Here is a 26,518-nt window from a genome sequence, read left to right on the forward strand (position 1 = left end):
ATCCAAATTCTATAACTATTATCCTTAAATTTATAACAGCTTTAGGTTTTCATTTTGGAAATTTGTACTATAAATTTAAGACTCATGGAACAACAGTATAACATACTCGGAATGACCTGTTCCGGTTGCCAGAAAAAAATATCCAATCAACTGAACAGCATTGAAGGAGTTACAGCCGATGTAAATCTTGAAAACAATACCGCTACCATAACTTCTGATCACACAGTTGCACTTTCGATTTTAAATGATTCTCTGGCAGAAATAGGAAAATACAGACTTGAAGACCCAAATAACCCTGAAAAAGCTTTTGTAAAACCTCAGGACCGCGTATCTCCGTCATCGGTATACTATTGCCCGATGGAATGTGAAGGCGAAAAGGTATATTTTAAACAGGGAGAAAGATGCCCGGTTTGTAAAATGTATCTGGTTCCAATTGAAGAAAAGCTAGCGAAAGATCCTAACCATAAGCCTACTTATTCAGCAACAAACCTTCCTGAAAATTTCAAAGATAGCGTGGGAAAATACTATTGTCCTATGTTTTGTGAAGGAGATAAAGTGTATGATGAAAAAGGAGACTGCCCAGTATGTCACATGCATTTAGAAGAAATATCTGAAGATATGGCTAAAAATGCAGCTTCAAACCATAGTCATAGCCATTCACATTCTCACAATCACAATCATCATCAGCATCAGCATAGCCATCATCATGAAGCACCAAAAGTTACTGATGAAATGGCAGGAAGATATTATTGCCCGATGTATTGTGAAGGAGACAAAACTTATGATTCCAACGTAGGATGTCCTGTTTGTGGAATGGATCTGGTAAAATATCCAGAAAAGAAAACAGCAAAATATACCTGTCCTATGCACCCTGAAATCATCAGTGATGAACCGGGAAGCTGTCCTATCTGCGGAATGGATCTTGTAAGAATGCCAGACAGTGGCGAGGATGAAGAGGATGAGACATACAACATTCTAAAAAGGAAATTTCTGATTTCACTGGCATTTACCGTTCCCGTTTTTATTCTCTCTATGGGCGGAATGTTTATTAACTTTCCTTTCTCTCATCAGATTCAGGGATTTATTGAGTTAGCGTTAACAATTCCGGTCATGTTCTATTCCGGATGGTTCCTGTTAAAAAGAGGCTGGGTTTCATTCAAAACCTGGAACCTTAATATGTTCAGTTTAATTGCTCTGGGTGTAGCGGCTGCATTTATTTTCAGTATTACCGCATTAGCTTTCCCTGATATTATTCCTCATGAGATCCGTGGTCATAACCATGAGATTCCATTGTATTTTGAAGCAGTCTGCGTTATTCTGACCCTTGTTATTTTAGGTCAGCTGATGGAAGCTGCTGCTCACAAAAAAACAGGAAACGCCATTAAGGAACTTATGAACCTGTCTCCGGATGAAGCCAATCTTATCGTGAATGGTGAAGAAAAAAGAGTACTGCTTTCTCAGGTAAAAATTGGGGATTTATTAAAAGTAAAACCAGGTGAAAAAATTCCGGTTGACGGTAAAATTACGGAAGGAAACTCTATTGTTGACGAAAGTATGATTACAGGAGAACCTGTTCCTGTTGAAAAAACGGTTGATGATAAAGTCTCTTCTGGAACAATCAACGGAAATCAGGTATTCATCATGAAAGCAGAAAAAGTAGGTGATGAAACCTTACTTTCTCAAATCATTAAAATGGTCAATGAGGCAAGCCGAAGCAGAGCTCCTATCCAGAAACTAACTGATAAAGTATCAAAAGTATTTGTACCGGTTGTTATTCTTATTGCAGCTCTTACTTTTGTATCATGGCAGTTCTTTGGCCCGGAAGGAAAAAGAAGTTTATTCGCTTTCGTGAATGCTGTAGCCGTTTTAATTGTAGCGTGTCCATGTGCTTTAGGTCTGGCCACTCCAATGTCCTTAATGGTAGGAATTGGAAAGGGAGCTAAAAACGGGATTCTGATCAAAAACGCAGAAGCCCTTGAACAGATGAATAAAGTAAATGTTCTGATTACTGATAAAACCGGAACTTTAACGGAAGGAAAGCCTTCTGTAGAATATATTGAAACCGTAAACAATGAAGATAAAAATCAGATTTTAAAGCTCGCCTTCTCTCTGAATCAAAACTCAGAGCACCCGCTTTCCAATGCAGTAATCAAAAGAGCAAAGGACGAAAATTTATCTGCTGAAAAAGTAGATCAGTTTGAAAACGTTTCTGGAAAAGGAGTAAAAGGAAACATCAACGGAAAAACAGCCTATCTTGGGAACGAGAGCTTATTAACTTCTCATCAGATTCAGATACCTAACGTATTAAAACAAAAGGCAATTGAAGTACAATCAAAGGCACACACGATTTCTTATGTAGCACAGGGTCAGAATGTTTTAGGATTTATAAGCTTTACTGATAAAATTAAAGCTAGTTCTAAAAAAGCGGTAGACCGATTAATGAGTGAAGGGGTTGATATTATTATGATGACCGGAGATAACGAGCACACAGCAAAAGCCGTTGCTGAAGAACTGGGAATCAAACATTTTAAAGCCAATTGCCTTCCTGAGGATAAACTGAATGAAGTAAAAAAATTACAGCAACAGGGCAAAATTGTAGCCATGACCGGGGACGGGATTAATGACTCTCCTGCCCTTGCACAATCCGATATAGGAATTGCAATGGGAACCGGTACCGATGTAGCCATTGAAAGTGCTGAGATCACCTTATTAAAAGGAGATATTTTAGGAGTAGCCAAAGCAAAGTTACTTAGCGAGAAGCTTCTTAAAAACATCAAAGAAAACTTGTTCTTTGCCTTTATTTATAATGTTTTAGGAATTCCGGTTGCTGCAGGATTACTGTATCCGTTCTTCGGAATTCTTCTATCACCAATGATTGCTGCTGCAGCGATGAGTGTAAGCTCATTATCTGTAATTCTGAATTCATTAAGATTAAATTCAGTGGATCTGGATATAAAGTAATATTGTAAAAACATAAAAGAAAAGCCTTTTCATCTGAGTTATGAAAAGGCTTTTTATATGTAAAAACCTCTTGAAACCATAATTTCTGAAGTCTGCTTTTCAAACTCAAACAAAATCCAATATGTATTAAAGTTTTATTAATTAAAAATTAATTCCCTATTACTTGAAGAATATTATTATCTCAACAAATATAGAAAACACCTATCGTTTTATCATTTATAAATGTTAAGATTTACGGAAAACAAAAACATAACTTAACAATCAGCACTTTAATAAAAAAATACTTTAAAATAAAGTTCTTAAAATAACCTTAAAAAGGAAAATAAAAGAAAAACATGGCATATAATTTGTTAACATTCAAACGTTATTTTTAACGATTTTTAACAATTTAAAACTCCAATATCTTTATGAGAAAAATTTTTGCGGGAAAGTCAAAAAATAAGGCTTTTCTCGGGATGTTTGCATTGATGAGTGCAACTTCAGTAGTATTACACAGCTGTAATTTTAAGAATGACGTGAACACCTCTACCAGTTCACCGGAACATCCTGCCGCAGAAACTGCCCCTAAAACGGACGACGAAAGTATAGATCCCGATAAAAGAGTAATCTATCTGACCTTTGATGACGGTCCTAACCAGGGAACAGAAAACCTTTTAAAGATTCTTGACAAAAGAAATGTATGTGCCACCGCTTTTTTAGTGGGAAGACATGTTAATGGAAGTACAAAGCAAAAAAATGATTTTAAGCTTTTAAAGGAAAGCCCACTTATTGAATTGGCCAACCATAGCTTCACTCATGCGCATAACAAATACACAGCCTTCTATAAAAGTGCTGATGCTGTTGTACGTGATTTCGATATTGCTAAAGACACTCTTAAACTTCATGATAAAATAGCAAGAACCCCAGGAAGAAATATCTGGAGACTTAACAATATTAATGTTACTGACATCAAAAGCTCCACTGCTGCAGCAGATGGTCTTAAAAGAGCGGGCTATAAAGTGATCGGTTGGGATCTTGAATGGAGACCTACCCAAAAAATGACTTTAAAAGGAAGCCACGAAGCCATGCTGAAAAAAGTAGACAGCATCTTTCTTAATGATCTTGAAAAAACTTCAAGGCACCTTGTTTTCCTTACTCATGATCAATATCTGAGAGATACCGATTCTATTAACGAATTGGATCTGTTTATTGAAAAATTACAGAAAAGTAACAAGTTTGTTTTCAGAAAGATTTCTCAGTATCCAAAAATTAATGAAGTACTGAACTAATCTAAGGGTTGAAGAAAATCTGTTTTTCAATCAGTTTACACTTTGAACCTTAGCCTAAATTTCAGAACTTTGCATTTATGAGTATTAAGGAAAATTACAAAAAAATACAGGATCAGCTTACAGCAGATGTTCAACTGGTTGCCGTTTCAAAAACGCATCCAGTTTCTGCTATTCAGGAAGTATATAATCTTGGGCAAAGAGTCTTTGGAGAAAACAAGGTTCAGGAACTGATGGAAAAGGCTCCTCTCCTGCCTCAGGATATCCAGTGGCATCTTATCGGACACCTGCAGACCAACAAGGTAAAATATATTGCCCCTTTCATAGATACCATCCAAAGTGTAGATTCAGAAAAACTATTAGCTGAAATCAACAAAGAAGCAGGTAAGAACAATAGGTCTATTAAAGTTTTGCTTCAGGTAAAAATTGCAGCAGAGGACAGCAAATTCGGACTTGAAATATCAGAAGCCAAAACTATTTTCCAACAATATATGGATGGGAATTTCCCACATGTTGAAGTTACCGGATTGATGGGAATGGCAACTTTTACAGATAATGAGCCACAGATCAGAAAAGAATTTTTAACTTTAAAGACACTTTTTGATGAATTAAATCAACTGAAACCTTTAAAAACCTTATCAATGGGAATGAGTGATGATTTCCCTGTAGCCATTGAATGTGGTGCTAATTCTGTGAGAGTAGGATCTGCAATTTTCGGAAGAAGAGACTATTCACAATAGAATATTTAGGTACAGTTTTTGCTAATAATTGAAACAAAAAATTTAAATTTGCGACTATGCAAAAAATCCTTATAGTAGAAGACGAAAAAGCAATCTCAGGAGTACTTCACAGTATTCTTTCTGACGAACTTACAGATTATGAATTTGTTATCGCCGAAGACGGCCTTGAAGGTTACAAACAGGTAGAAAAAGAAGATTTCGCATTGGTGATCTCTGATATCAAGATGCCTAAGCTTTCAGGAACCGAGCTTTTAAAGCAGAGTCTCGTATTGAAACCTGAAACTACATTTATCATGATTTCAGGTCATGCAGACATTGATTCTGCCGTTTCCTGCCTGAAAGAGGGTGCATACGACTTTATCTCCAAGCCTATTGACATCAACAGACTTATTACCAGCGTAAAAAATGCTTTAGTTAAAGAAACGCTGAAGAAAGAAAACAAAAATCTTCAGACAGAAAATAAAACATTAAAGAGAAAGGTAAATAAAAAATATCAGATGATCGGGAACTCTCCTGCTTTGCAGAAGATTCAGGACATGATTGAAAAGGTTGCCGTTTCTGATGCCAGAGTTTTGATTACAGGACCAAACGGTGCCGGGAAGGAACTGGTAGCTCATGCTATTCACAACCAAAGTGAGCGTGCAAGAGGCCCTATGGTAGAAGTAAACTGTGCTGCGATCCCATCTGAACTTATTGAATCTGAACTTTTCGGACACGTAAAAGGTTCTTTTACAGGTGCTATTAAAGATAAGCAGGGAAAATTCGAACAGGCAAACGGGGGAACTATTTTCCTTGACGAGATTGGAGATATGAGCCTTATTGCTCAGGCTAAGGTATTGAGAGCCCTTCAGGAAAGCAAAGTATCTCCTGTAGGAAGCGACAAAGAAATAAAAGTTGATGTGAGAGTAATCGCAGCAACCAACAAAAACATGCAGAAGGAGATTGAGGAAGGGAAATTCAGAGAAGACCTTTACCACAGACTTTCTGTAATTGAAATCTATGTTCCGCCATTGGATGACAGAAAAGATGATATCAAATTATTGGTTGAACATTTCTCTGGTATGATTGCTGATGAGCATGGTACTGCTATGAAAAAGTTTGATGATAAAGCTATTGATGCTTTAAAAGCGCTTTCATGGACTGGAAATATCAGGGAGTTAAGGAATGTTGTGGAAAGATTGATTATTCTTGGTGGAAACACTGTTTCTGAAAGTGACGTTGCAAGTTTTGTAAGGAAATAATACAATTATTATTACAATATTATAAAAATTTGCAGTACAACTACTGCAAATTTTTTTTTGGACTATATGAATGATAAACTATATGAATCTTAAGATATTATGAAATTTTTAAACAAAAACTACACAAAAGAATGCCTGACTTTGGCTCTGCCTGTGATGCTCACCCAGGTAGGGCAAGTTTCAGTGAATTTATTTGACAATATTATTGTCGGAAAACTATTAGGGGCAGATGCATTAGCCTCTGTTTCGTTAGGGAATGCGGTGTTCTTCTCTATATTTGTATTGGCACTGGGTTTTTCATTTGCCATACCGCCTTTGGTTTCTGAAGCACACTCAAAAGAAGATCATGCTACTATTAATTCTGTTTTTAGTCATGGTTTTATCATCAATATGGCTGTAGGAGTTATTCTTATGCTGGTATTATTTGCAGTAATGCCTCTACTCTATCACTCCGGACAGCCAGAGAAGATTGTTCCTGATACAATAGCCTTTTTAAGTATTATGGTAGTCAGTATGATACCGATCATGGCTTTTCAGACGCTTCGTGAAGTTTCAGAAGGCTTATCTTATACCATTGGGGTTACCAAAGCTACCATTATTGCCAACATCATCAATATTGCTTTAAACTACGTCTTTATCAAAGGGCTTTGGGGAATTCCTCCAATGGGAGTACAAGGTTCTGCTTTAGCAACTTTAATCTCCAGAATCTTCATGGTGGTTTTCCTTTATTTTGTATTGTTGAAGGAAAAAAGAACGAGACGTTATATCAAAGATTTCTCTCTGAAAGTACAAGACTTTTCTAAGGCTATGTTTGATAAAATGGTAAGATTAGGATTGCCTACCGCTTTACAGATGTTCTTTGAGGTAACTGCTTTTGCTGGAGCTGCTTTCATCTGCGGATTAATCTCTGCACATGATATTGCTTCTCACCAGATCGCATTGAGTATGGCTTCATTTACCTTCAACCTTTGCGTTGGATTCAGTGTAGCCTCTACCGTTATGATCGGAAGAAAGTTAGGAGAACAGAATTTTGTTGAATTAAGAAAAGTAGGAATCAACAATTTAAAGATTGCATTTATCTTTATGTGTATCTGCGGATTGTTTTTCGTTTTAGGAAAAAATATTTTACCTACATTCTTTACTAAAAAAGAAGAAGTTGAAGTAATCGCTCTGGCATCAAAACTGATGATTATCGCAGCCTTATTCCAGCTTTCTGATGGAATTCAGGTAACAGCATTAGGAATGCTGAGAGGGTTACAGGATGTAAAAATACCATCTATTTATACTTTTATTGCCTATTGGCTTATTACTATTCCTTTAGGCTATTTCTTCTGTGTAACATTGGAAATGGGAGCATTCGGAATGTGGATTGCTCTTGGACTGGGATTAACTGTTTCAGCAGTTTTCCTTGTTAAACGATTCCTTAATATGTCTGCTAAGCGAATTAAGCAGAATGCATAAAATAAAAAAGGCTGTTTCTATGGAAGCAGCCTTTTTTATTTCTCTCGCAGATTTAACAGATCATGCAGACTTTAATACGAGAAGTAAACTTAAGAAGCGATTTCATCGCCTTATAAATAATTTTTGGCTAAAGCCCATCCCTATTGAATTTATACACTTAGACTTTATAAAAATTTATACTTATACAAATTAACATTCACCATAAGCATCTGCGTAATCCGCTAAATCTGCGAGAGATTTTTAAGTAACAGCAAAGAAAAAGGTTATCCCAGATGAGATAACCTTTTATATTTATTTAATTCTTCTCCCTAAAATCTTCAAACTTCGTTCAATACCATCCAAAACAGCCACATTAGGTAGCGTACCCCAATCTTCAAAACCAAAGTGTCTGAATAGTTTCAAACTTGGTTCATTGTGAAGAAAAATAAGGGCTACCAGATTAATTACTCCAAATTTCCCAGCATTGTCAATACAATACTGGAGAATCGTTTTGCCATACCCTTTTCCTCTGGAGCTTTCATCAAGGTAAATACTCACTTCCACAGTTCCACTGTAAGCAGGTCTTTCATGGAATGAGCTGAAACTTACCCAGCCTACGGTCTGCCCTTCAGCATCTTCTACCATCCAAAGTGGTCGGGTATCAGCACTATGCTCATTAAACCATTGCACTTTGCTTTCTACGGAAACTTCTTCTACATCAGCAGTTACCATTCTTGAAGCAATAATTGAGTTGTAAATGGTTACAATTTTATTTAAATCGGCTAATTCTGCACTTCTGAATTTTAAATTTCCCATGGATATCACATTCAATATTTATGTCACAAAAATAATAATTTTTCACAATACCCCCATTTATTTTACATAAATTATTTTATTTTTAATAAAAAAACTAAATACACCCATGTAAAAACAACACTAAAACACAATAAACAACTAAAAAATTATTTATGTTAATACACGCAAAAGCGCAATTTTATTTTGGAGTGAATGTTTTTAAGGCGCAAAGATTTTATCTGCGATAAAATTGAATACTGTATAGATAATGGCCATTTATACACAAATAATGTATTAATGTCTAAAATCTATGTTTCTATGTGGCTAAATCAGTTTAATTTTTACCACATAGAAATATATAATCTACAAATAAATTGCAGATATTTTTTGCTGAGAATCTTTGATTCTCTTGCGCCTTAAAAGCAGTTCGTTTTATAATTCTTTGCGTCTTAGCGTTTTCCAACAATACTTATTGTAGATTCTTCAGAATTCTATTTAAGCTTCTTACTGCAATTCCGAGGTATGCAGCCATATCTTCTTTGGAAATCTGAATATTCTGCTTAGCCTGCATTCTAAGCAGCTGTGTAAGTGTATGCTCTACCGTATAAAGCTGTTGATAGGAAGCTCTGCTTGAAGTATTGATAATACGTTCTGCAAAGGAATTTAACAGTAAATTATTCAAAACAAGATCTTTTTGAATCAATTCATTAAAATAGTCCAGACTTATGGTATATACTACAACTTCTGTCAATGCTTCAATACCACACAAGCAAGATATATTTTTAATCAGCTCTACTTCGCCGAGAATTTCTCCACTTCCCAGAAATTCAATGATGTACTCTTTTCCGTTTTCTTCCTCAAAATAACATTTTGTAATTCCTTCTTTAATCAACATTACTTTGGAAACCGTGTGATCCTGGATCAATAACTTCTGTCCTTTGGAAAATGATTCCAGCATAATATTTTCTCCGGTTTGCTGATGATAAAGCCTTTCAAGATGACTTAAAAATGATTGATTCGTTCGTAACATAGGTCTTCGGGACAATTGTCCTTTGCTGGTTTATTTTTTATATGGAAATTTGAAGCAGAAATTTACAAAACTAAAATGAATAATCACATTACCACTATAGCTTTTGATGCAGATGATACACTTTGGATCAACGAACCTTATTTTCAGGAAGCAGAAAAGGAATTCTGTGCATTGCTTGAAGACTATCTTCCCCATCATTCCGTATCCCAGGAACTCTTTAAAACAGAAATGAAGAACCTTCATTTATATGGATATGGTGTAAAAGGATTTATGCTTTGTATGATTGAAACCATTGGAAGAGTTTCAAACAATACTGCTTCTCTGCAATTAGTCAACAGAGCGATTGAGCTAGGCCAGGATCTTCTTCAAAAGCCCATTGAACTGTTAGATGGAGTAACGGAGACTCTTGAAAGCTTAAAAGGAAAATACAGGCTTGTTGTAGCCACAAAAGGAGATTTACTTGATCAGGAACGTAAACTGAAAAATTCCGGATTGCAGGACTATTTCCATCATATTGAAATTATGAGTGACAAAAAGGAAAATGATTATCAAAAACTGCTAAAACATCTTGACTGCCAACCAGAAAATTTTCTAATGCTTGGAAACTCCATTAAATCGGATATTTTACCTGTATTGGAAATTGGCGGATCAGCAGCTCACATTCCTTACCATGTTACCTGGAGCCATGAGCAGCATGATGTGAATCTGGAACATGAAAATTTTATGGAACTGAAGACTATTAATGAGATCTTGTCATTTCTTTAATTATTGAGATTGATCAAGTTCTTTGAAAATAGTAAATAAAGCTTCATCTAAAGTTAGATTTCCTTATTCTTGTACAGTAACTTATCCCCCGCTTAGCTTTGTTGATCATTCCATAAAAAAAGGCTGCCTCATTTCTGAGACAGCCTTTTCATATTTAGCTTGTTCTGATTAAGAAGTAAGGTTGGAAGATGGAAGAAGGGAGCTGGAGGTTACTTTTAGTGATAAGTAATAAAAGTCACTATAAAATTAAATTGCTTCAAAAAAGAGAAGACAGCCATTATTTATGCCCTTCAGAACTTCCCTCTTCCAGCTCCCCGCTTCAAACCTGAATTCTTATATTTATTATTTTTTCAGACACTTTTCAAGGAACTGATCTTGTTCCCATAAAACGTGGAAAATATTCTCTTTCGCCTGATATCCGTGTGATTCTTTTGGAAGAAGAACCATTCTTACCGGTGCTCCAAGATTTTTCAGTGCCTGGAAATATCTTTCCGTCTGCAGGGTGAAAGTTCCCGGGTTATTATCTGCATCACCGTGGATCAGAAGCAATGGAGTTTTCATTTTATCTGCATTCATAAATGGAGACATCGTGTTATAGATCTCCGGAACATCCCAATAGTTTCTTTGCTCAGTCTGGAACCCAAACGGTGTTAATGTTCTGTTATAGGCACCACTTCTTGCAATACCACAAGCAAAAAGTTTGGAATGTGTCAATAAATTAGCTGTCATAAATGCTCCATATGAGTGACCACCTACAGCTACTTTCTTTTTATCAATGTATCCTAACTGATCTACTGCATTAATCGCGGCATCCGCATCGGCAACCAATTGAGTAATAAAAGTATCATTGGTTCTGTTTTTCCTTCTCCGATGATTGGGAAGGCCGCATTGTCTAAAACAGCATATCCTTTAGTTACCCAGTATACAAAAGATCCGTAATAAGGGAAAGTAAAGTCGTTATCGTTTTGTGTACTCTGCCCTGCTGTATTTTTATCTTTATATTCTCTTGGATAAGCCCAGATCAGTAAAGGTAATTTTTCTTTCTTAGCCTTTCTGTCGTAGTTTGCCGGTAAGTAAAGAGTTCCCGTCAATGTAACACCATCATTTCTCTTGTACGTTATAACTTCTTTGTGAACATCTTTAATACTTTCAAAAGGATTGGCAAAATGTGTTACCGCTTCAGCTTTATTGGATTTAATATTCTTTTTGTAGAAGTTTGGATACTGGCTTGAAGATTCCTGCGTTGTTAAGATCTCTCCTTTTGAAGGATTTAAAATATCTACAATGCTTTCTTTAGCACCTTTAAGACTGGAAGTATACAGTCTTTTTTTCTTCAGGGTTTTGATATCCATTTCATCTACAAACGGATGTTGTCCATCTTTTGTAAATCCGTCACCCATCAGGTAAGCTTTGCCGCCTTTCAAGTCAATAACAGATCTTCCATATTGGTTTTTTACTGTATTGAATTCTCCTGGGTCACTGTAAACGTCCTGAGAATTTCTGTCGTCAATTACTTTTGATTCTCCATTGTTAAGATCAACCAGGAAAGTTTTGGTGTTTCTTGTATCATACCATTCTTCAGACACTAATGCATAATGGTCATTTGTCCAGTCTATATCCTCAAATCTCTGTTTGATTTTAAAGAATGATTTTGGGGCAGCAGTAAACGGAGCTTCCCAAGTGAAGATTTCGTCTCTGTATTCTGCTGTTTTATACTGATCTCCACCATCAAGAGCTTCAGTATATACCAATGTTGCCGGAGCGTCACTTCTCCATGACATCTCTCTTTTTCCGGTTCTCACGGATGAGAATCCTTTAGGCATAATTTCGTTCAGAGAAATCTCATTCACCACTTTTACAGCATTACCCTTTATATCATAAACTGTTGTAGTCATAGGGAATCTGTTCAGAGGAACAATATAAGAGAATGGTTTTTTAATAACTGTAGATAACAGATAGTTTCCATCAGGAGAAAAACTTAATCCTGTGTACATATCCTGATTCATCACCTTTTTAAGGTTTCCGTTCAAATCTACATTAAAAGCTTCAGATGTAACTAAAGTTTCAAAGTTCTTCTCATCCTGAGGATTCTTTAAAAGATCCTGATACGTTCTGTTTTGGGAAATTTTTCCATCCGCTGTGGAAACAATGGGTCCCGTAGGAAGGTCCTTTCCTGAATCAATTAAAGCAGGTCTGTTTTGAGGCAGTGTTCTGATTAATAAGCTTTGGGAATCGTTATACCAAAGATACGGAGTTCCTAAATTGGCATTCAGGATATCTTGTGTAATTTTTTTGGCTGTAGCAGTTTCCATATCTACGATCCACAACTCTACTCCTTTATTGGTTGTATTGGTAAAAGTAAGTTTCTTTTCGTCCGGTGAAAACTGTACGTAAGCAATTTTAGCTCCTGTAGGCAGGTTTTTTACCTGAACTTCATTTTTATCACTGAACTTTCTTATTTTAAGATTATTGAAATACGTAACAGTACTTGCAATATTGGTAACCGGATTGATTCTTAAACCACCCAGCTTCATTTCCTGCTGGTTAAGATCATCTAACGTCTTATATGTTGAACGGTAAGTAAACACCACCCAGTCTTTTTTGTTGTTCATCAAAACAGATGGTGGTCTTTCATAATCTGCCAGCTTCAGGATTTCGGCAGAAGGTTTCTGATAAGTAATATTCTCCTGTGCATCATAAAAATTGAGAAATGCCAGAAGGCAGATTGTCAGTTTTATCTTCATATAGATTCATTTTCTACGAATGTAGTGATTTTTGACAGAAATCAATACAAAATCCTTTTGAAATCCCCAATAATAAAGACATTCTTAAAAATAACTCTAACAAAAAAGAGCATCCGAAGATACTCTTTTTATTTTATATTCTATAATTTCTACCAGTCTGAAGCTCTTTTTCTTCTTTCAATCAGATGATCCACAGAAACTTTTCCGGCTCCGATAATCATCAGAAGAAGATATACAGAAAGATAAATTAAACTCATTTCTCTTTTTTCAAAAGGATCTGCTCCATGAACTACAAATCCGGCAATGACCATTGTAAAGATCAAAAACCCTAAGGAGACTCTTGTAAAAAGTCCCAATATCAGTAATATTGAACAAACAAATTCAGCAATTACAGTAAGAATAAGGGTAACAAGCGGCCCCATTCCCAGAAAATCGAAAAATTCAATTTTACCCCCTGCCAATAACATCTGGAGTTTCGGGTACCCGTGAGAAAGCATTGCAAAACCAACAAATACTCTAACTGCTAATAAAACAATATCTTTAGGTATTGAGCTCGAATTTGAATTATTGTAGTTCATTTACTAAAAAATTTAGACTAAGGTAATAAAAATCTTTTAATACAACGGGTTTTACAGCATTTTTAGTCTATCTGTAACCAAAATTCTTAAGATCTCTATCATTCTTTCTCCAGTCTTTTTTCACTTTAACAAATAAATTCAAGTGAATTTTCTTGGAAAAGAACTTCTCCAGGTCTAATCTTGCTTCTGTACCTACCTTTTTGATTGCTTCCCCTTTATGCCCGATGATGATTCCTTTTTGGGTATCTCTTTCTACATAAATAATAGAATCAATGAAGATAATTCCTTCTTTTTCTTTGAACTGTTCAGTGACCACTTCCACAGAATATGGAATTTCTTTATCATAGTTCAAAAGGATTTTCTCACGAATTGCTTCGTTTACGAAAAATCTTTCCGGCTTATCTGTATATTGGTCCTTATCATAGTAAGGTGGGTTCTCAGGTAATAAAGACTTTAATTTAGGGAGGATAACTTCTGTATTAAAGGCATTAAGGGCAGAAATAGGAAGGATTTCCGCTTTCGGAATCCTGTTATGCCAGGTTTCTACTAATGCTTCAAGACCTGCCTGATCTGTCTGATCTACTTTGTTTAATAATAAAAGTACAGGTACAGGGATTTTATTTAATTTATCAATTAAGAACTCTGAAGGCTCAGCTTTGTCCGTTACATCAACAATAAACAGAAATACATCGGCATCCTGAAGGGAATCCTTTACAAAATCCATCATCTTTTCCTGCAATCCGTATTTAGGATCCAATACTCCCGGAGTATCGGAAAATACGATCTGAAGGTCCTCTTCATTATAAATACCAAAAATTCTGTGACGGGTTGTCTGGGCTTTCTGCGTTACAATCGCCAGCTTCTCCCCCATTAATTGGTTAAGAAGTGTTGATTTTCCGGCATTGGGCTTTCCAACTATGTTTACAAATCCAGCTTTGTGCATAAAAATAATATTACGAACTGCAAAGTTAGTAAAACAAAATTGGTCTTTACGGTTAATATGAATATTTAAAAGAAAAAAGAGAGTTATTTTTCTTTACAGGACTTTTCAGAGGAAATTTCAAAGAGATTATATTACTAAATTTTTAAACTTATCTATTTTAACCACAAAGTCACAAAAGTTTTTAACACGTAAGTTCACTTTAAAAAGTTTAAAATGATGTTATAGAAAAGTACACCTAAGTTTTGAAAATCTAAAGTTTTCATGAGTATTGTACCAAATATTCTTTTCTTAGGGAAAAACATCCAAGCGAAACTTCGACAGGACCGTCAATCTTCCAACCCTACTTTATAAGAAAAAATCATAAAATAATTTTGTATTGCATTGCCTAAAACTGATATTTTTGAATATTAGAATTCATCTTTTATGAATATAGACCAGATTCTCGACCAAATTTACATACTTCCGGAAGCATCCAAAAATAGCTTAAAAGCATATATCACTGAAGTTTCACATCCTAAAGGCTACTGTTTGATGGAAGCTGATAAGGTTATTCCTTATGTTTATTTTATCCGTAAAGGAATTGCCCGTGCTTATTCTTCTACTTCGGATAATGATATTACATTCTGGTTCGGAAGTGAAGGACAATGTGTTCTTTCTATGAAGAGCTATGTGGAAAATAAACCCGGCTATGAAAGCATAGAACTGCTTGAAGACTGCGATCTGTATATCCTGGAAACCGAGAATTTAAGAAAACTCTTTAATGAAGACATTCATATTGCTAATTGGGGAAGAAAGCTTGCAGAAGCAGAGATGATAAAATCTGAAGAGTTGATTATTTCAAGACAATTTAAAACTTCTCTGGAACGTTACAAAGACATTATCCAGTATCAGCCTGATCTACTAAAAAGGGTTCAGCTTGGTCATATTGCTTCTTACCTTGGAATTACGCAGGTGAGTTTGAGCAGGATTCGGGCGGAGATTAAGTAAGTTGCTGTTTTATGGATGGAAGCTGGGAGATGGAGGATGGAAGTTCTGGCAGCTTTTTAAAATAACTTGCAGTCTTATCATTTAAACAATATTTTAAGTTTTGGCTAAAGCCAATGGAATGATATTTATATTGAAAGCGGGCTAAAGCCCGCTTCTATTGATATAATGGTATATGTAAAAAAACCATCATAATTAATTATATAAAGATCAATAATTTAAAGAATCCTGTTTATTCAGAGCATTCCAACTTCTTTATTCTGAAAACTCTTCATTGATAAAATTACAAACTATTATCCGGTCCGACCATCATAACTTCCCTCTTCCAGCTCCCATCTTCCCTACTCAAATCATTTTTTAACAATTGTAAAATTTTTTCTCCTGTGAAATTCTGAAATTTGCAGTAGAAAAATTTAACAATGAATTGGATCATATTAGTTATCGCAGGATTATTTGAGGTTGCCTTCGCATCATGCTTAGGAAAGGCAAAAGAAACATCAGGAACTGAGATGTATTTATGGTATGCAGGTTTCCTGATCACCATGACAATCAGTATGCTTCTGCTGATAAAAGCAACACAAACATTACCTATCGGTACAGCTTATGCAGTATGGACAGGAATTGGAGCGGTAGGAACAGCTTTAATGGGAATCATCTTCTTTAAAGATCCTGTAAGCTTTTGGAGAGTGTTCTTTATTGTAACGCTTATTGGTTCTGTTGTAGGATTAAAAGCGGTGTCTTCATCACACTAACAAGGGCATAAACATCTATCAATACTTTAAAATGAAAACCGTCTTCAAATTTGAAGACGGTTTTTTTATTTTTTGTAAACTACAGGTAAGATTTCATTGCTTCTTAACCCATATTTCTTGATTTCTTCTTCAGAAAATTTCTGTGAATAGAAATTGATATCTGTTTCAAATCCTGCATTTTTTAAACGCTCAAAATAATCCATTCCATACCAGCGAACGTGATCGTACTGGCCAAAATGTTTCTGACGTTCTTTCGGATCTGTAATGGTAAAATCTTCATAGGTTTTCTCCAGTGAATTTTTCATCGGAACCTGAAGAATTCCCCATCCACCGGGCTTCATTACCCTGTACAGTTCACTCATTGCTTTTGCATCGTCTTCAATATGTTCCAAAACGTGGTTACAGAATACGATATCAAAACTGTCATTCTCAAAAGGTAAATCAAGAATATCAGCCTTTACATCTACAATGGGAGAATATAGATCTGCAGAAATATAGTTCAGATTGCTCATTCTCTTGAATTTTCTTAAAAATTCCTGTTCGGGAGCAATATGCAGTACTTTATAATTTTTGATGAAAAAATCGGTTTCATTCTGAAGATACAGCCACATCTGACGGTGTCTTTCCAGGCTTAAAGTTCCCGGAGAAAGAGCATTTTCTCTTTGCTTTCCGTACCCATAAGGCAGGAACTTGCGATAAGATCTTCCATCAATAGGATCATAAAACTGATCTCCTTTGAAAAACTGATAAATAAGCGGTCTTACCCAGATACTCATTTTAATAAGCATTGGACGTGGAATTTTATTCAGTAAAAGCTTAGTTATCTTTTTCATTAAAAATCCAGTTGGAAAGGCTTTTCTTCATCACTTACGATTCCTAAAGCTTCGTATACATAATCAAATGTAGAAAGCAATACCGGCTTACCATTGATTACGGCTACATCATGCTCAAAATGTGCAGATGGCAGGTTATCTAAAGTAGTTACCGTCCAGCCATCGCTGTGGAATTTCACTTTTTCAGTTCCAAGGTTAATCATCGGTTCAATAGCAATAGCCAAACCGTCTTTGATTACTTTTCCGCTTCCCTGCTTTCCATAGTTAGGAACTTGTGGGTCTTCGTGCATTTGTCTTCCTAAACCGTGTCCTACAAGCTCTCTTACTACTCCATATCCTTCTTTTTCACAGTGTGCCTGGATGGCATGAGAGATATCCCCGATTCTTTTTCCTCTGATACATTGCTCAATACCTTTATAAAGGGATTCTTTAGCAACTTTCAAAAGTTTTTTAACTTCCGGCTTTACTTCTCCAATTTCAAAAGTATAGGCGTGATCTCCTACGAACCCGTTTAAAACAACTCCACAGTCTACAGAAAGAACATCTCCTTCTTTTACCACTTCATTATTCGGGAAACCATGAACCACTTGTTCATTCGGAGAAATACACAGAGAGTTCGGGAAGCCTCCATATCCTAAGAATGCAGGTTCAGCACCATGATCTTTAATAAAATCGTGTGCTAATTTATCTAAATATAAAGTTGTAATTCCCGGCTTAATTTCTTTTGCCAACATTCCCAATGTTTTAGAAACCAATCGGGCACTCTCCTTCATCAGACGAAGTTCGTCTATTGTTTTTAATTGAATCATTGTATTAATTTACCTATGTATTAATATATCAGTGTAGCCATATCAGTTGATAGATCATACACTACTAGATTGTTATATTTTATTTTACCAGAAAAGTCCTTTTTTCTTTTCTTTTTTAAGCTTTGAATAGGCCAATACTTCTCCTCCTTCTACACGGAATTCTATTCTTTCCTGAATAATATTGTAGATTTCACCCCATCCAGGGAATCCACCAATATTCCTGTCATCTATGAACCAGTCTGCATCCAGTTTTCTGGATTGATTTGCTGAATCAAAAACTTCTCCTTCAAAGCTTGAATTAATGGCATAAAATTCCACTCCATTTTTTTGCAGAATTCTACTGCTTCGTCTAACGCTTTTCCGTGTCTGTATGTCCAAAGAATAAGTCTGAATCCTTCTGCCTGTAGTCTTTTCAAGGTCTCGAAAGCGAAGATCTTTGCCTTTCCAATTCCTGGGTAAGCATCATCAACAATAGTCCCGTCAAAGTCAACAGCAATCTTTTTATTATTTAACATTTTGTTCTTTTTTTAGCTTTGCAAAGATAAGAAATAAAAAGAGTGCCAAAAAGAAAGGCACTCAATACTTTTATAATTTAAAATAATAATATAGGCTACTAGCTCTTAACCCAGCTAAACTGGAACTGAAGATCCGGAGTAGAAACTCTGTCTGTAATCTTCTGTAGTCTTGCAGGAAGCTTCATCAGGTATTCCTGTGCTTTTTCTGCTTTTTCTGTAAGGCCTTTTACGTGCTCAATCTTCCATTCATCCAAAAGATCTTTCATAATGTTGATATAATCCTGACCTGTGTACACCATACATCTCTGTGCAGCGTCTGAGAAATGGCCCCAAAGTTCTCCTGCCTTCTGACCTGACTGTCTCATCAGGTGAGCCGGCATTACGATCTTCTTACGCATCATATCTTCAAAGGCAAGAATCATTTCTGATGGATCTATTTCAAGGATTTTAGCTACGAAATGTTTGTAAGCTTTTGCGTGTCTTGCTTCATCCGCTGCAATTACTCCACACATTTTAGCTAATTTTCCGTTTCCGGACTGTTTTGCCAATGTTCCTACTCTTCTGTGAGAAATATTGGTTGCTGTTTCCTGGAAACTTGTATAGATGAAGTTTCTGTATGGGTCCATACTGGTTCCCAAATCAAATCCGTCATTAATAAGATATTGAGTAGTGATTTCAACTTCTCTCATATTTACTCTACCACACAGGTAAAGGTATTTATTCAATAAATCTCCGTGTCTGTTTTCTTCAGCTGTCCAGGCTCTCACCCAGTTTGCCCAGCCTACTTTTTCTTCCTGATTGATTCCGTCCACTCCCATTAACCAAGATTCGTAAGATGGAAGAGCTTCTTCTGTGATACAGTCTCCAATTAGTGTTACAAACAGGTCATAAGGCATTTCACGGGCGAATGTCTGAATTTCTTCAAGATCATGCTTAAATTCTTCGCTTGAAGGATCTGGTAAATAATCAGAAGGCTGCCATATTTTTTCAATTGGCGTTAAAAATTTATCAAGAAAAGAACCTACTTCCTTTTCCAATATTCCCATTACTTCTTTCCTAACAAGCTTTTGATACATTTTTATATTCAGTTTTTAATTAGCAAAGATATGATTTATTTATTATTTAACGCATAATAAAGTATGCAACTCATACCTTATCTGACATAAATCATAAAAAATGCCGATATATAGCTATAACGGCATTTTTTTAACAATATTATTGAATTTTAGCTAACTAAAATATCTCCTGTCATTGCATTTGGTATTTCAACCCCCATTACATTAAGGATTGTAGGCGCTACATCGCCCAGTTTTCCTGGCTTTAGGTTCCATGTATGGTCTTTATCCATCACAATAAAAGGAACTAAATTGGTTGAGTGCTGAGTATTAGGTGTTCCGTCCGGATTCAACATAACATCTGAATTTCCGTGGTCAGCAAGAATGAACACAGCATATCCGTTTTCATAAGCAGTTGTTGCTACTTTTTGGATGCACTGATCTACCACTTCTGCTGCTTTTACTGCTGCTTCAAAAACTCCTGTATGTCCTACCATATCTGTATTGGCAAAGTTCAGACATACAAAATCAGCTGTTCCCTGCTCCAATTCCGGAACAATCACGTTCGTGATATCGTAAGCTGACATTTCAGGTTTTAAATCGTAAGTAGGAACGTCTTTCGGGCTTGGGCACAACAGTCTCTTTTCTCCGTTAAATTCCTGCTCTCTTCCTCCTGAAAAGAAGAAAGTAACGTGTGGATATTTTTCAGTTTCAGCAATTCTGATCTGAGTTTTACCATTGTTCTCCAAAACTTCACCCATTGTTTCTGTTAAAACATTTTCATCAAAAACAACCTGAACATTCTGGAATGTCTTGTCATAATTGGTTAATGTAATATAGTTAAGGTTAAGTTTCTTCATAGAATATTCAGGGAAATCTTTCTGTGAAAGAACTTCTGTAATTTCTCTACCTCTGTCTGTACGGAAGTTGAAACAGATCACCACATCATTTTCAATAATCTTAGCCACTGGAACAACATTTCCTGTAGCAGTGGTATTCACTAAAATGATTGGTTTAAGGAATTCATCTGTTACATTATTATCATATGAATCTTTAATGGCAGCCAATGCATCTGTAGTTTCTAATCCTACTCCTTCTACAAGAGCATCGTAAGCTAATTTTACACGCTCCCATCTTTTATCTCTGTCCATGGCGTAGTATCTTCCTACCACAGTAGCCAGTTTTCCGGTAGTTGCTTCCATATGATTCTGAAGCTCTTCAATAAAACCTAATCCTGAGTGAGGATCGCAGTCTCTTCCATCTGTGAATGCGTGTACAAAGACATTTTCATTCAAACCAAATTCTTTGGCTGCAGTTAATAACCCTTTCAGATGATTGATATGAGAATGTACTCCTCCGTTGGAAACCAATCCGATGAAATGTACTTTTTTGTTTTCTTTTTTAGCGTAATCAAAAGCATCCTGGATCACTTTTTCCTGCCCAAGGGTACCGTTTTCAACAGCCATATTCAGTTTTACCAGGTTTTGGTAAACCACTCTTCCGGCTCCAAGGTTCATGTGCCCTACTTCAGAATTCCCCATCTGTCCTGCAGGAAGACCTACGGCTAAACCGCTAGCTTCAAGAGTTGTGTGTGGAAATTTTTGGTAACAGCTATCTATAAATGGTGTGTTTGCTTTGTCTATGGCAGAAACTTCAGGGTTTGTTCCCAGTCCCCATCCGTCAAGGATTGCTAATATTGCTTTTTTTGACATTTTGTAAAACTTTAGTACACAAATTTACCGAATTTCCGATGAATAGAAGAATTTGGAGATCTGATTTTTATGTATTCAGAGTAAAAAGAAAAAATCTGCATCCTCTGTATAATCTGTAAACTATATTATTCTCACAGATCTCACAGGTTTTGCAGATTTTAAAATGTATACTGATAAATTTCAGTCGCCTGACTTCAAATCTAGCATTAACTCTAATTTTTGAACCAACTGTTAATTTTATAGGTAAACTTATTTGATTTTACGTTTTCGATTTTAATGTTCTGCCCTTTTTCCACTCCTTTTACATCGGCTTCCTGATTCCAGTTTCCTTTGGTAAACTTCAATTGTGCCGGTAAATATATTTTTAAAGTAAGGGTTCTTTCAAAATCACTTTTCTTTTCCATTTTAACTGAAGATGCATTCCAACTCCCCAGCCCTTTCTGATTTCCTGCAATATAAACCTCATCATTTTTATCGGGAACACTCACTACTAATGTTACTGTTGAAGGTTCACCTGAAAATTCCTGAAAAAAATCATCATATTTTAAATTCTTTTCTTTTGCATACGCCTGGATGTAAGAATCCAGAAAACCACTTTCTTTTAAAAATAAAAATGGGTCTTCAATGTTTAAAATATCATGTACTGCTTTGTGTTTATCGGTCTGTTTATTGAAATAGGCTTCACATATTTTGTATCCTATCCAATATCCCAAATCATTAGGTCTGTCGTCTTTTTTGGAAGTCCAGTAAAACCAATCTCTTAAATCGTCACTTTTATATCTTGTTACGAATTCTTTGTATAATTTATCTGAATTCGCTTCACCATACTGAAACGCTTTTACATTCATTTGCTCTCCGGAAACAAATTCTGCAATAAAATCAGCTCCTCCCTCTGTTAAAGCTTGTTTTAATAAAGTTTCTCCACCTTTATTATTTTGCTGATAATGGATCATCTCATGGACAATAAGAGGTACTACTCCATCTAAATTCTTAAACAGCTCAGTTCCAATCGAAATTCCCTCATTGGAAGAATTTCCGCCTGTATTCATTCTGCCATACACGAAATAGACGGTTGAGAATTTAGCTTTTGGATACCAATATTTTAAAGCGCTGTAACTTGCTTTTAGTTTTTTATCTTTTGTCCCAATTCCGTCTAATACATGTCTGGTTTTAAGATATTCCTCTTTATTTTTTTTCACTGTTGCATACAGAGAATCTGCATTAATGATACGATTCTTAATAAAACTTTTTACTCCCGGCGAACCGTTGTCTATGTATTCTACAAAAGGATTGGCAATGGAGGTTTCCATTTTATCAAAGGCTTTCCAGAAGTTTTGTGCGTCTTTCGTTTCTAAAACTGCGTTTAGAGGATCTTCTGCAAATTGAGCATTCATCGTTCCAAAAGACAACAAAGAAAGCAGTATAAGGTGATTGGTTTTCATTTTAGTTTTTAAGGTTAACGGTCAAAAATATAAAATATTATATTGAATTTAAATCTCTCTTTCGTTTCTCAACTAAAAATATTTCTCTAATATGGTTTTATAATTTCAGGTTTATTTCCTCTATAAATCCATAAATCTTTTTTAATTTTGCTGTATGGACTTACGTGATCAATTGAAGAATCTTTTTCCTGAACATGAAGAGCAGGATTTTGAAATGCCTGAAGAAGAATTCAAGCAGAAAGAGCCATTGGTATGCAAATTTGAGAAGAAAGGAAGAAACGGCAAACCTGTAACGATTGTAGAGGGTTGGGAAGGCAGTGAGGAGGATCTGAAAAAAATCTCAAAGAAAATAAAAACCACCTTAGGAATAGGCGGTTCTGAAAAGGATGGAACGATTATCATTCAGGGTGACAACCGTGATAAAATAATGGCTATCCTTAAAGATATGGGTTACAAAACCAAACGTGTTGGCGGATAGGTTTAGAAATAAACCTGGGCTTCCGGCAGTAAGGTTTTTAATTTTTCAATTTTAGATTTTTCTATAGGATTTCCTGTAAGAATCAAGGTTTTAAGTTTTTTAAGCTGACTGATTTCTACAGGAATATCTTTCAGATTATTGTTGGCCAAATTCATACTGACAATATTTTTTAATCCTTTTATTTTTGCTGAAACTTCTGTGATATTGTTATCACTTGCATTCAGAAATTCAAGTTCCTGGGCTTTAAAAAGGTTTTCAGGAAGTTTTGCAATGGTATTCTGCTGTAATTCAATATATTTTAAGCTTTTTGGAAACGAAAGGTTTCCCATGTCATTAATCTGATTGTTAGCCAGGTTTAAAAACTTTAGATTTTTGATCTGATACAGTCGATCAGCAATAAAACTGATCTGATTTCCCTGCAGGTTTATTTCTTCCAAAGTTGGAATTTCCATAAGGGCCTCGGGAAAAGTATTCAGATTATTGGCATCAAAATGAACTACTTTAAGTTTTTGAAGCTTTGTAATATTGGGATTAATACTTGTAAGGCTATTCAGATTCATGGAAAAAGTGGTTAACTTCTGGAGCTGGCTGATTTCATCAGGAATGTATTTAATACTGTTTTCATTTACGTTTAAAAATTCCAGTTCTTTTAACTTGAAGAGCTCCTGATCCATCTTCTCAAGCTTATTCGCCATTATATTCAAGAAGAATAATGAATCCAGTTTCACAATCTGTGGCGGAAGGTTAAATAATCCTTTTTCTCTAAAGCTCATACTGTAAACAGCTTTTTTACTGTTCAAAGCATCTTCCATACTGGTAAAAGTAGGATATTTCACAGGATCAATCTGAGCGTTAATCTGAGAAAGTGAGATCATGGAAATAAATAAAAAAAGCTTTTTCATATGAAGATGTTAAAGACCCTATTCAGTCCTGGTTTCTTAATTGGTATTTACGTTTGCAGATGATTGGATTGTATAAAAAATGTCTGCCAGTAACAAAAGCTACCGACAGACAGAATTATAAATGGTTTTATTTCTTTAAAAGTTTTACCGTTTTCTGGAATCCTCCTTCTGCTTCAATATTCAGAATTAAAACACGGGATCCTTCCAATTGCTGTGTAAAATCAAGGTCTAATACCTTATTCGTTCCGGTGAATTTCTTCGTAAATACGATTTTTCCATCCATGCTGTAAGCGGTTACTGAAATATCTTTCAATCCCTTTGGAGAGTTGATCTTCACTATTCCTGAAGTAGGATTCGGTGCTACTGTTACCGTATTTTCAGCTGCTATATTTTCAATTGTTCCCAAAGAGCCCTGTGTTCCAAGATTTCCTTTAAGTGCAATAACTACTGTAGCAGATTTCCCTCTATAGTCAATCATATTTCCTGTAGCATCAATATCTGTAGAAATAGTAGAATCCGGATGCTGGATAGAGAAGAAACCAAATTTATGATCAGGAGTGAAAGTTAATCCCGTAGGCTCAGACCCTGCCGGCATAGAAGCAAATAATCTTACTTTCGGATTAGCCTGTGTATGATCCGGTGCAATTACCCAGATATAGTTTTTACCACCATCCTGAAGTACCCAAAGGTTTCCAAGCTCATCAAAAGTAAGGTTGTCATTTCCATCACCCCAAGCTTCTGACTTTGTTCCCTGTGCAGTTTCGAAAGAATATACAGAGTTTGCTCCTCCTACAAATGTTTCCACCTGAGAAGCTGTAGTTCCGTTATCCTGTAAACGATATACTTTATCTAATCCTTTTGCTGTAAAATAAATCTTACCATCCAGAGGACTAATGTCTACATCCTCTACTCCATTAAATCTTGTTCCACCTACCGACTGAGCATTGGTGCTGGTATTATTCTGGTCTGCTTTTGTCTTATTCGGAACCTGAACCCATGTTGCTGTAGTTCCTGCCGGATCTCCCGCTGCTGTTAATCCCTGATCTAATTTTAATACATATAGATTTCCTGAAGAAAGGTTATTTGGAGTATCCATCACATACTTATACACCATATGGGTACCACCGTCTTCACCGTAATATGCTGTTGTTCCTGCATTATTAATCACCACATTTTCATGGTTCATGATTCCCATCTCCCAAAGTTTACCTTTAGAGCCGTCTGCATTTTTAGAAATAACCTGAGCGGTTGCAGGGTCAATTTCTACAAGCCATCCATAATCTTTGTATCCGTCACCGTTTACATCGTTAGAAGTTACAGATTCTTCTGCGGTTACTACTGTTCCCCAAGGAGTAACTCCTCCTGAACAGTTTCTGATAGTCTGCACTAAACTAGGATCCGAAAAATTTACGGCTCTTGATCTTGTCAACTGCCAAAGTTTTGTAGCAGTATTATAATTAACCTCAGCCATAGTAACTCCACCTGGATTGGTTTCGTGGTTCACAGAAAGATAACCATTTGTACTGCTTCCTGATTTACCTACGTAAGCTGTAAAGTCATTCTGACCTCCTACCAAACCACCGCCTTCAGTATAATTATCTCCTTCTTTTAGAATAAGCTGATACTTGTGCTCTCCTGGAATAATAAGTTTGTTAGTCTGTGCTGTAGGAACAATAGATGTAAAACAGCTGATGTGTGCTCCGTTACATACAACCGGTGTAGGAGTTGTAGTAGATGTAGTTTTCAGATAGGCATCAATTCTAAGATCTGAACTGGTTGCGCTTCTGTTATGTAACTCAACGGAAATTCTGTTCACTCCGTTGATAAATTTTGATTTTGGAATTGAGAAAACATTATATACATTCTCTGCAGCACCATCAATTGTTGTACTGGATAAAGTATTAAATGTAATGGTACCTGTAGGCATATTATCTCTTACTACTTCTTCACCATTAAGATAAACTACAATCCCGTCATCTCTCATTACTCCAAGTTCCATATTATCGGAAAGCGTAGAAAGATTTACGTTAAAATCCTTAGCAAAATAAGCTGTAATTAATCCTGTAGCTCCGGAATGAATAGTTGTGGTAACAGGATCTCCATACCCTAGTGGTGAATTCCCAACTGGCCAGGAAGAAATATCATAGTTTTGAGTTTTCCATGCATCAGGTTGCGCCTGATCAAGGTCCTTGTAACTCCAGGATGTACCCTTATCAAAAATAACGGTCTGCGCCTGAATGGTTGACCCGGCAAGTAGAGCCAAAGCTCCAATTGTTAGTAATTTTTTCTTCATTTTCAATTTGATTTATTAGACCTTGCAAAACTATTTTTTAAAGGTGATCCTTCTGTTAATAGGAGTTTAAATATAAACTGGAGAATATTAATTAATTTAAAACCTAATGTTAAGGGGATTAAGTTTCTGTTAAATAGTTGAGGTGCGGGATGTGTGTTTCAGGATGTGGGGTGCAAATTTTAGATATTGATTATAAAGCATGGAAATATACAATTAGAGGCTTGAATCATTTATTTTTTCA

The 26,518-nt window shown here is 35.7% G+C and carries 20 protein-coding genes and 2 pseudogenes; 9 read left to right on the top strand and 13 right to left on the bottom strand.

What is annotated here, in order from left to right; all coding sequences use genetic code 11:
• Nucleotides 1-84 precede the first annotated feature (84 nt).
• The 5 genes from BOQ64_RS01365 (at nt 85) to BOQ64_RS01385 (ending at nt 7,668) form a co-directional block, all read left to right on the top strand.
• Entirely contained in the window at nt 85-2,961 is a 2,877-nt protein-coding gene (locus BOQ64_RS01365) for a heavy metal translocating P-type ATPase (RefSeq protein ID WP_129056674.1), read from the top strand.
• 407 nt (nt 2,962-3,368) lie between these two features.
• Nucleotides 3,369-4,229, top strand: a complete 861-nt coding sequence (locus BOQ64_RS01370; RefSeq protein WP_129056672.1) for a polysaccharide deacetylase family protein — start codon at nt 3,369-3,371, stop codon at nt 4,227-4,229.
• A 77-nt stretch (nt 4,230-4,306) separates the two neighbouring features.
• Nucleotides 4,307-4,966, top strand: coding sequence for a YggS family pyridoxal phosphate-dependent enzyme (locus tag BOQ64_RS01375; RefSeq protein WP_129056670.1), 660 nt, complete (start codon nt 4,307-4,309; stop codon nt 4,964-4,966).
• A 56-nt stretch (nt 4,967-5,022) separates the two neighbouring features.
• On the top strand, nt 5,023-6,207 hold the full coding sequence (locus tag BOQ64_RS01380) for a sigma-54-dependent transcriptional regulator (protein WP_129056668.1): 1,185 nt from the start codon (nt 5,023-5,025) through the stop codon (nt 6,205-6,207).
• A 99-nt stretch (nt 6,208-6,306) separates the two neighbouring features.
• The gene (locus BOQ64_RS01385; RefSeq protein WP_129056666.1) at nt 6,307-7,668 is read left to right on the top strand and encodes an MATE family efflux transporter; all 1,362 of its coding nucleotides are present in this window, start codon (nt 6,307-6,309) and stop codon (nt 7,666-7,668) included.
• A 291-nt stretch (nt 7,669-7,959) separates the two neighbouring features.
• Here the strand turns inward: BOQ64_RS01385 and BOQ64_RS01390 are convergent, their stop codons facing one another.
• Nucleotides 7,960-8,463 carry a GNAT family N-acetyltransferase gene (locus tag BOQ64_RS01390; RefSeq protein ID WP_129056664.1) on the bottom strand — a complete coding sequence of 168 codons (504 nt, stop codon included), beginning with the start codon at nt 8,461-8,463 and terminating at the stop codon, nt 7,960-7,962.
• A gap of 448 nt (nt 8,464-8,911) precedes the next feature.
• Complete coding sequence (locus BOQ64_RS01395) at nt 8,912-9,472, bottom strand: Crp/Fnr family transcriptional regulator (RefSeq protein ID WP_129056663.1); 561 nt, start codon at nt 9,470-9,472, stop codon at nt 8,912-8,914.
• A 75-nt stretch (nt 9,473-9,547) separates the two neighbouring features.
• Here BOQ64_RS01395 and BOQ64_RS01400 point away from each other — a divergent pair, with 75 nt between their 5' ends.
• On the top strand, nt 9,548-10,237 hold the full coding sequence (locus BOQ64_RS01400; protein ID WP_129056661.1) for an HAD family hydrolase: 690 nt from the start codon (nt 9,548-9,550) through the stop codon (nt 10,235-10,237).
• Between the two features lie 342 nt (nt 10,238-10,579).
• On the opposite strand, the pseudogene BOQ64_RS01405 reads toward BOQ64_RS01400, so the two are convergent.
• The 3 genes and pseudogenes from BOQ64_RS01405 to era form a co-directional block, all read right to left on the bottom strand.
• Nucleotides 10,580-12,981: pseudogene (locus BOQ64_RS01405) on the bottom strand (prolyl oligopeptidase family serine peptidase).
• Nucleotides 12,982-13,130: 149 nt separating this feature from the next.
• Entirely contained in the window at nt 13,131-13,559 is a 429-nt protein-coding gene (locus tag BOQ64_RS01410) for a DoxX family protein (RefSeq protein WP_129056659.1), read from the bottom strand.
• A 67-nt stretch (nt 13,560-13,626) separates the two neighbouring features.
• Nucleotides 13,627-14,502 carry a GTPase Era gene (era, locus tag BOQ64_RS01415; protein ID WP_129056658.1) on the bottom strand — a complete coding sequence of 292 codons (876 nt, stop codon included), beginning with the start codon at nt 14,500-14,502 and terminating at the stop codon, nt 13,627-13,629.
• Nucleotides 14,503-14,925: 423 nt separating this feature from the next.
• Between era and BOQ64_RS01420 the strand changes: the two genes are divergently transcribed.
• On the top strand, nt 14,926-15,489 hold the full coding sequence (locus BOQ64_RS01420) for a Crp/Fnr family transcriptional regulator (protein WP_129056656.1): 564 nt from the start codon (nt 14,926-14,928) through the stop codon (nt 15,487-15,489).
• Nucleotides 15,490-15,905: 416 nt separating this feature from the next.
• On the top strand, nt 15,906-16,238 hold the full coding sequence (locus BOQ64_RS01425; RefSeq protein ID WP_050021122.1) for a DMT family transporter: 333 nt from the start codon (nt 15,906-15,908) through the stop codon (nt 16,236-16,238).
• 65 nt (nt 16,239-16,303) lie between these two features.
• On the opposite strand, the gene BOQ64_RS01430 is transcribed toward BOQ64_RS01425, so the two are convergent.
• The 6 genes and pseudogenes from BOQ64_RS01430 to BOQ64_RS01455 all read right to left on the bottom strand — a co-directional run bounded on the left by BOQ64_RS01430 (nt 16,304) and on the right by BOQ64_RS01455 (nt 22,604).
• Nucleotides 16,304-17,071: a class I SAM-dependent methyltransferase gene (locus tag BOQ64_RS01430; RefSeq protein ID WP_129059615.1), complete on the bottom strand. Its 768-nt coding sequence runs from the start codon at nt 17,069-17,071 to the stop codon at nt 16,304-16,306.
• The gene (map, locus tag BOQ64_RS01435) at nt 17,071-17,880 is read right to left on the bottom strand and encodes a type I methionyl aminopeptidase (protein WP_129056652.1); all 810 of its coding nucleotides are present in this window, start codon (nt 17,878-17,880) and stop codon (nt 17,071-17,073) included. The genes BOQ64_RS01430 and map overlap by 1 nt, the downstream gene beginning before the upstream one ends.
• An 84-nt stretch (nt 17,881-17,964) precedes the next feature.
• Nucleotides 17,965-18,395, bottom strand: a pseudogene (locus BOQ64_RS01440) (BT0820 family HAD-type phosphatase).
• 98 nt (nt 18,396-18,493) lie between these two features.
• A complete protein-coding gene (locus tag BOQ64_RS01445) occupies nt 18,494-19,471 on the bottom strand; it encodes an acyl-ACP desaturase (protein ID WP_065394661.1) in 978 nt (325 codons plus the stop codon).
• 149 nt (nt 19,472-19,620) lie between these two features.
• A complete protein-coding gene (gpmI, locus tag BOQ64_RS01450; RefSeq protein ID WP_129059616.1) occupies nt 19,621-21,162 on the bottom strand; it encodes a 2,3-bisphosphoglycerate-independent phosphoglycerate mutase in 1,542 nt (513 codons plus the stop codon).
• A gap of 212 nt (nt 21,163-21,374) precedes the next feature.
• Nucleotides 21,375-22,604 (bottom strand): DUF2268 domain-containing putative Zn-dependent protease, encoded by a 1,230-nt coding sequence (locus BOQ64_RS01455; RefSeq protein WP_129056650.1) that lies wholly within the window; start codon nt 22,602-22,604, stop codon nt 21,375-21,377.
• A gap of 154 nt (nt 22,605-22,758) precedes the next feature.
• Between BOQ64_RS01455 and BOQ64_RS01460 the strand changes: the two genes are divergently transcribed.
• A complete protein-coding gene (locus BOQ64_RS01460) occupies nt 22,759-23,082 on the top strand; it encodes a translation initiation factor (RefSeq protein WP_068943063.1) in 324 nt (107 codons plus the stop codon).
• 2 nt (nt 23,083-23,084) lie between these two features.
• Here the strand turns inward: BOQ64_RS01460 and BOQ64_RS01465 are convergent, their stop codons facing one another.
• Both BOQ64_RS01465 and BOQ64_RS01470 read right to left on the bottom strand, forming a co-directional pair.
• The gene (locus tag BOQ64_RS01465; RefSeq protein WP_129056648.1) at nt 23,085-23,984 is read right to left on the bottom strand and encodes a leucine-rich repeat domain-containing protein; all 900 of its coding nucleotides are present in this window, start codon (nt 23,982-23,984) and stop codon (nt 23,085-23,087) included.
• A gap of 127 nt (nt 23,985-24,111) precedes the next feature.
• On the bottom strand, nt 24,112-26,277 hold the full coding sequence (locus BOQ64_RS01470; RefSeq protein ID WP_129056646.1) for an alkaline phosphatase PhoX: 2,166 nt from the start codon (nt 26,275-26,277) through the stop codon (nt 24,112-24,114).
• Nucleotides 26,278-26,518 lie beyond the last annotated feature (241 nt).

Source organism: Chryseobacterium sp. CH25 (assembly GCF_004119455.1).
Lineage (GTDB): Bacteria > Bacteroidota > Bacteroidia > Flavobacteriales > Weeksellaceae > Chryseobacterium.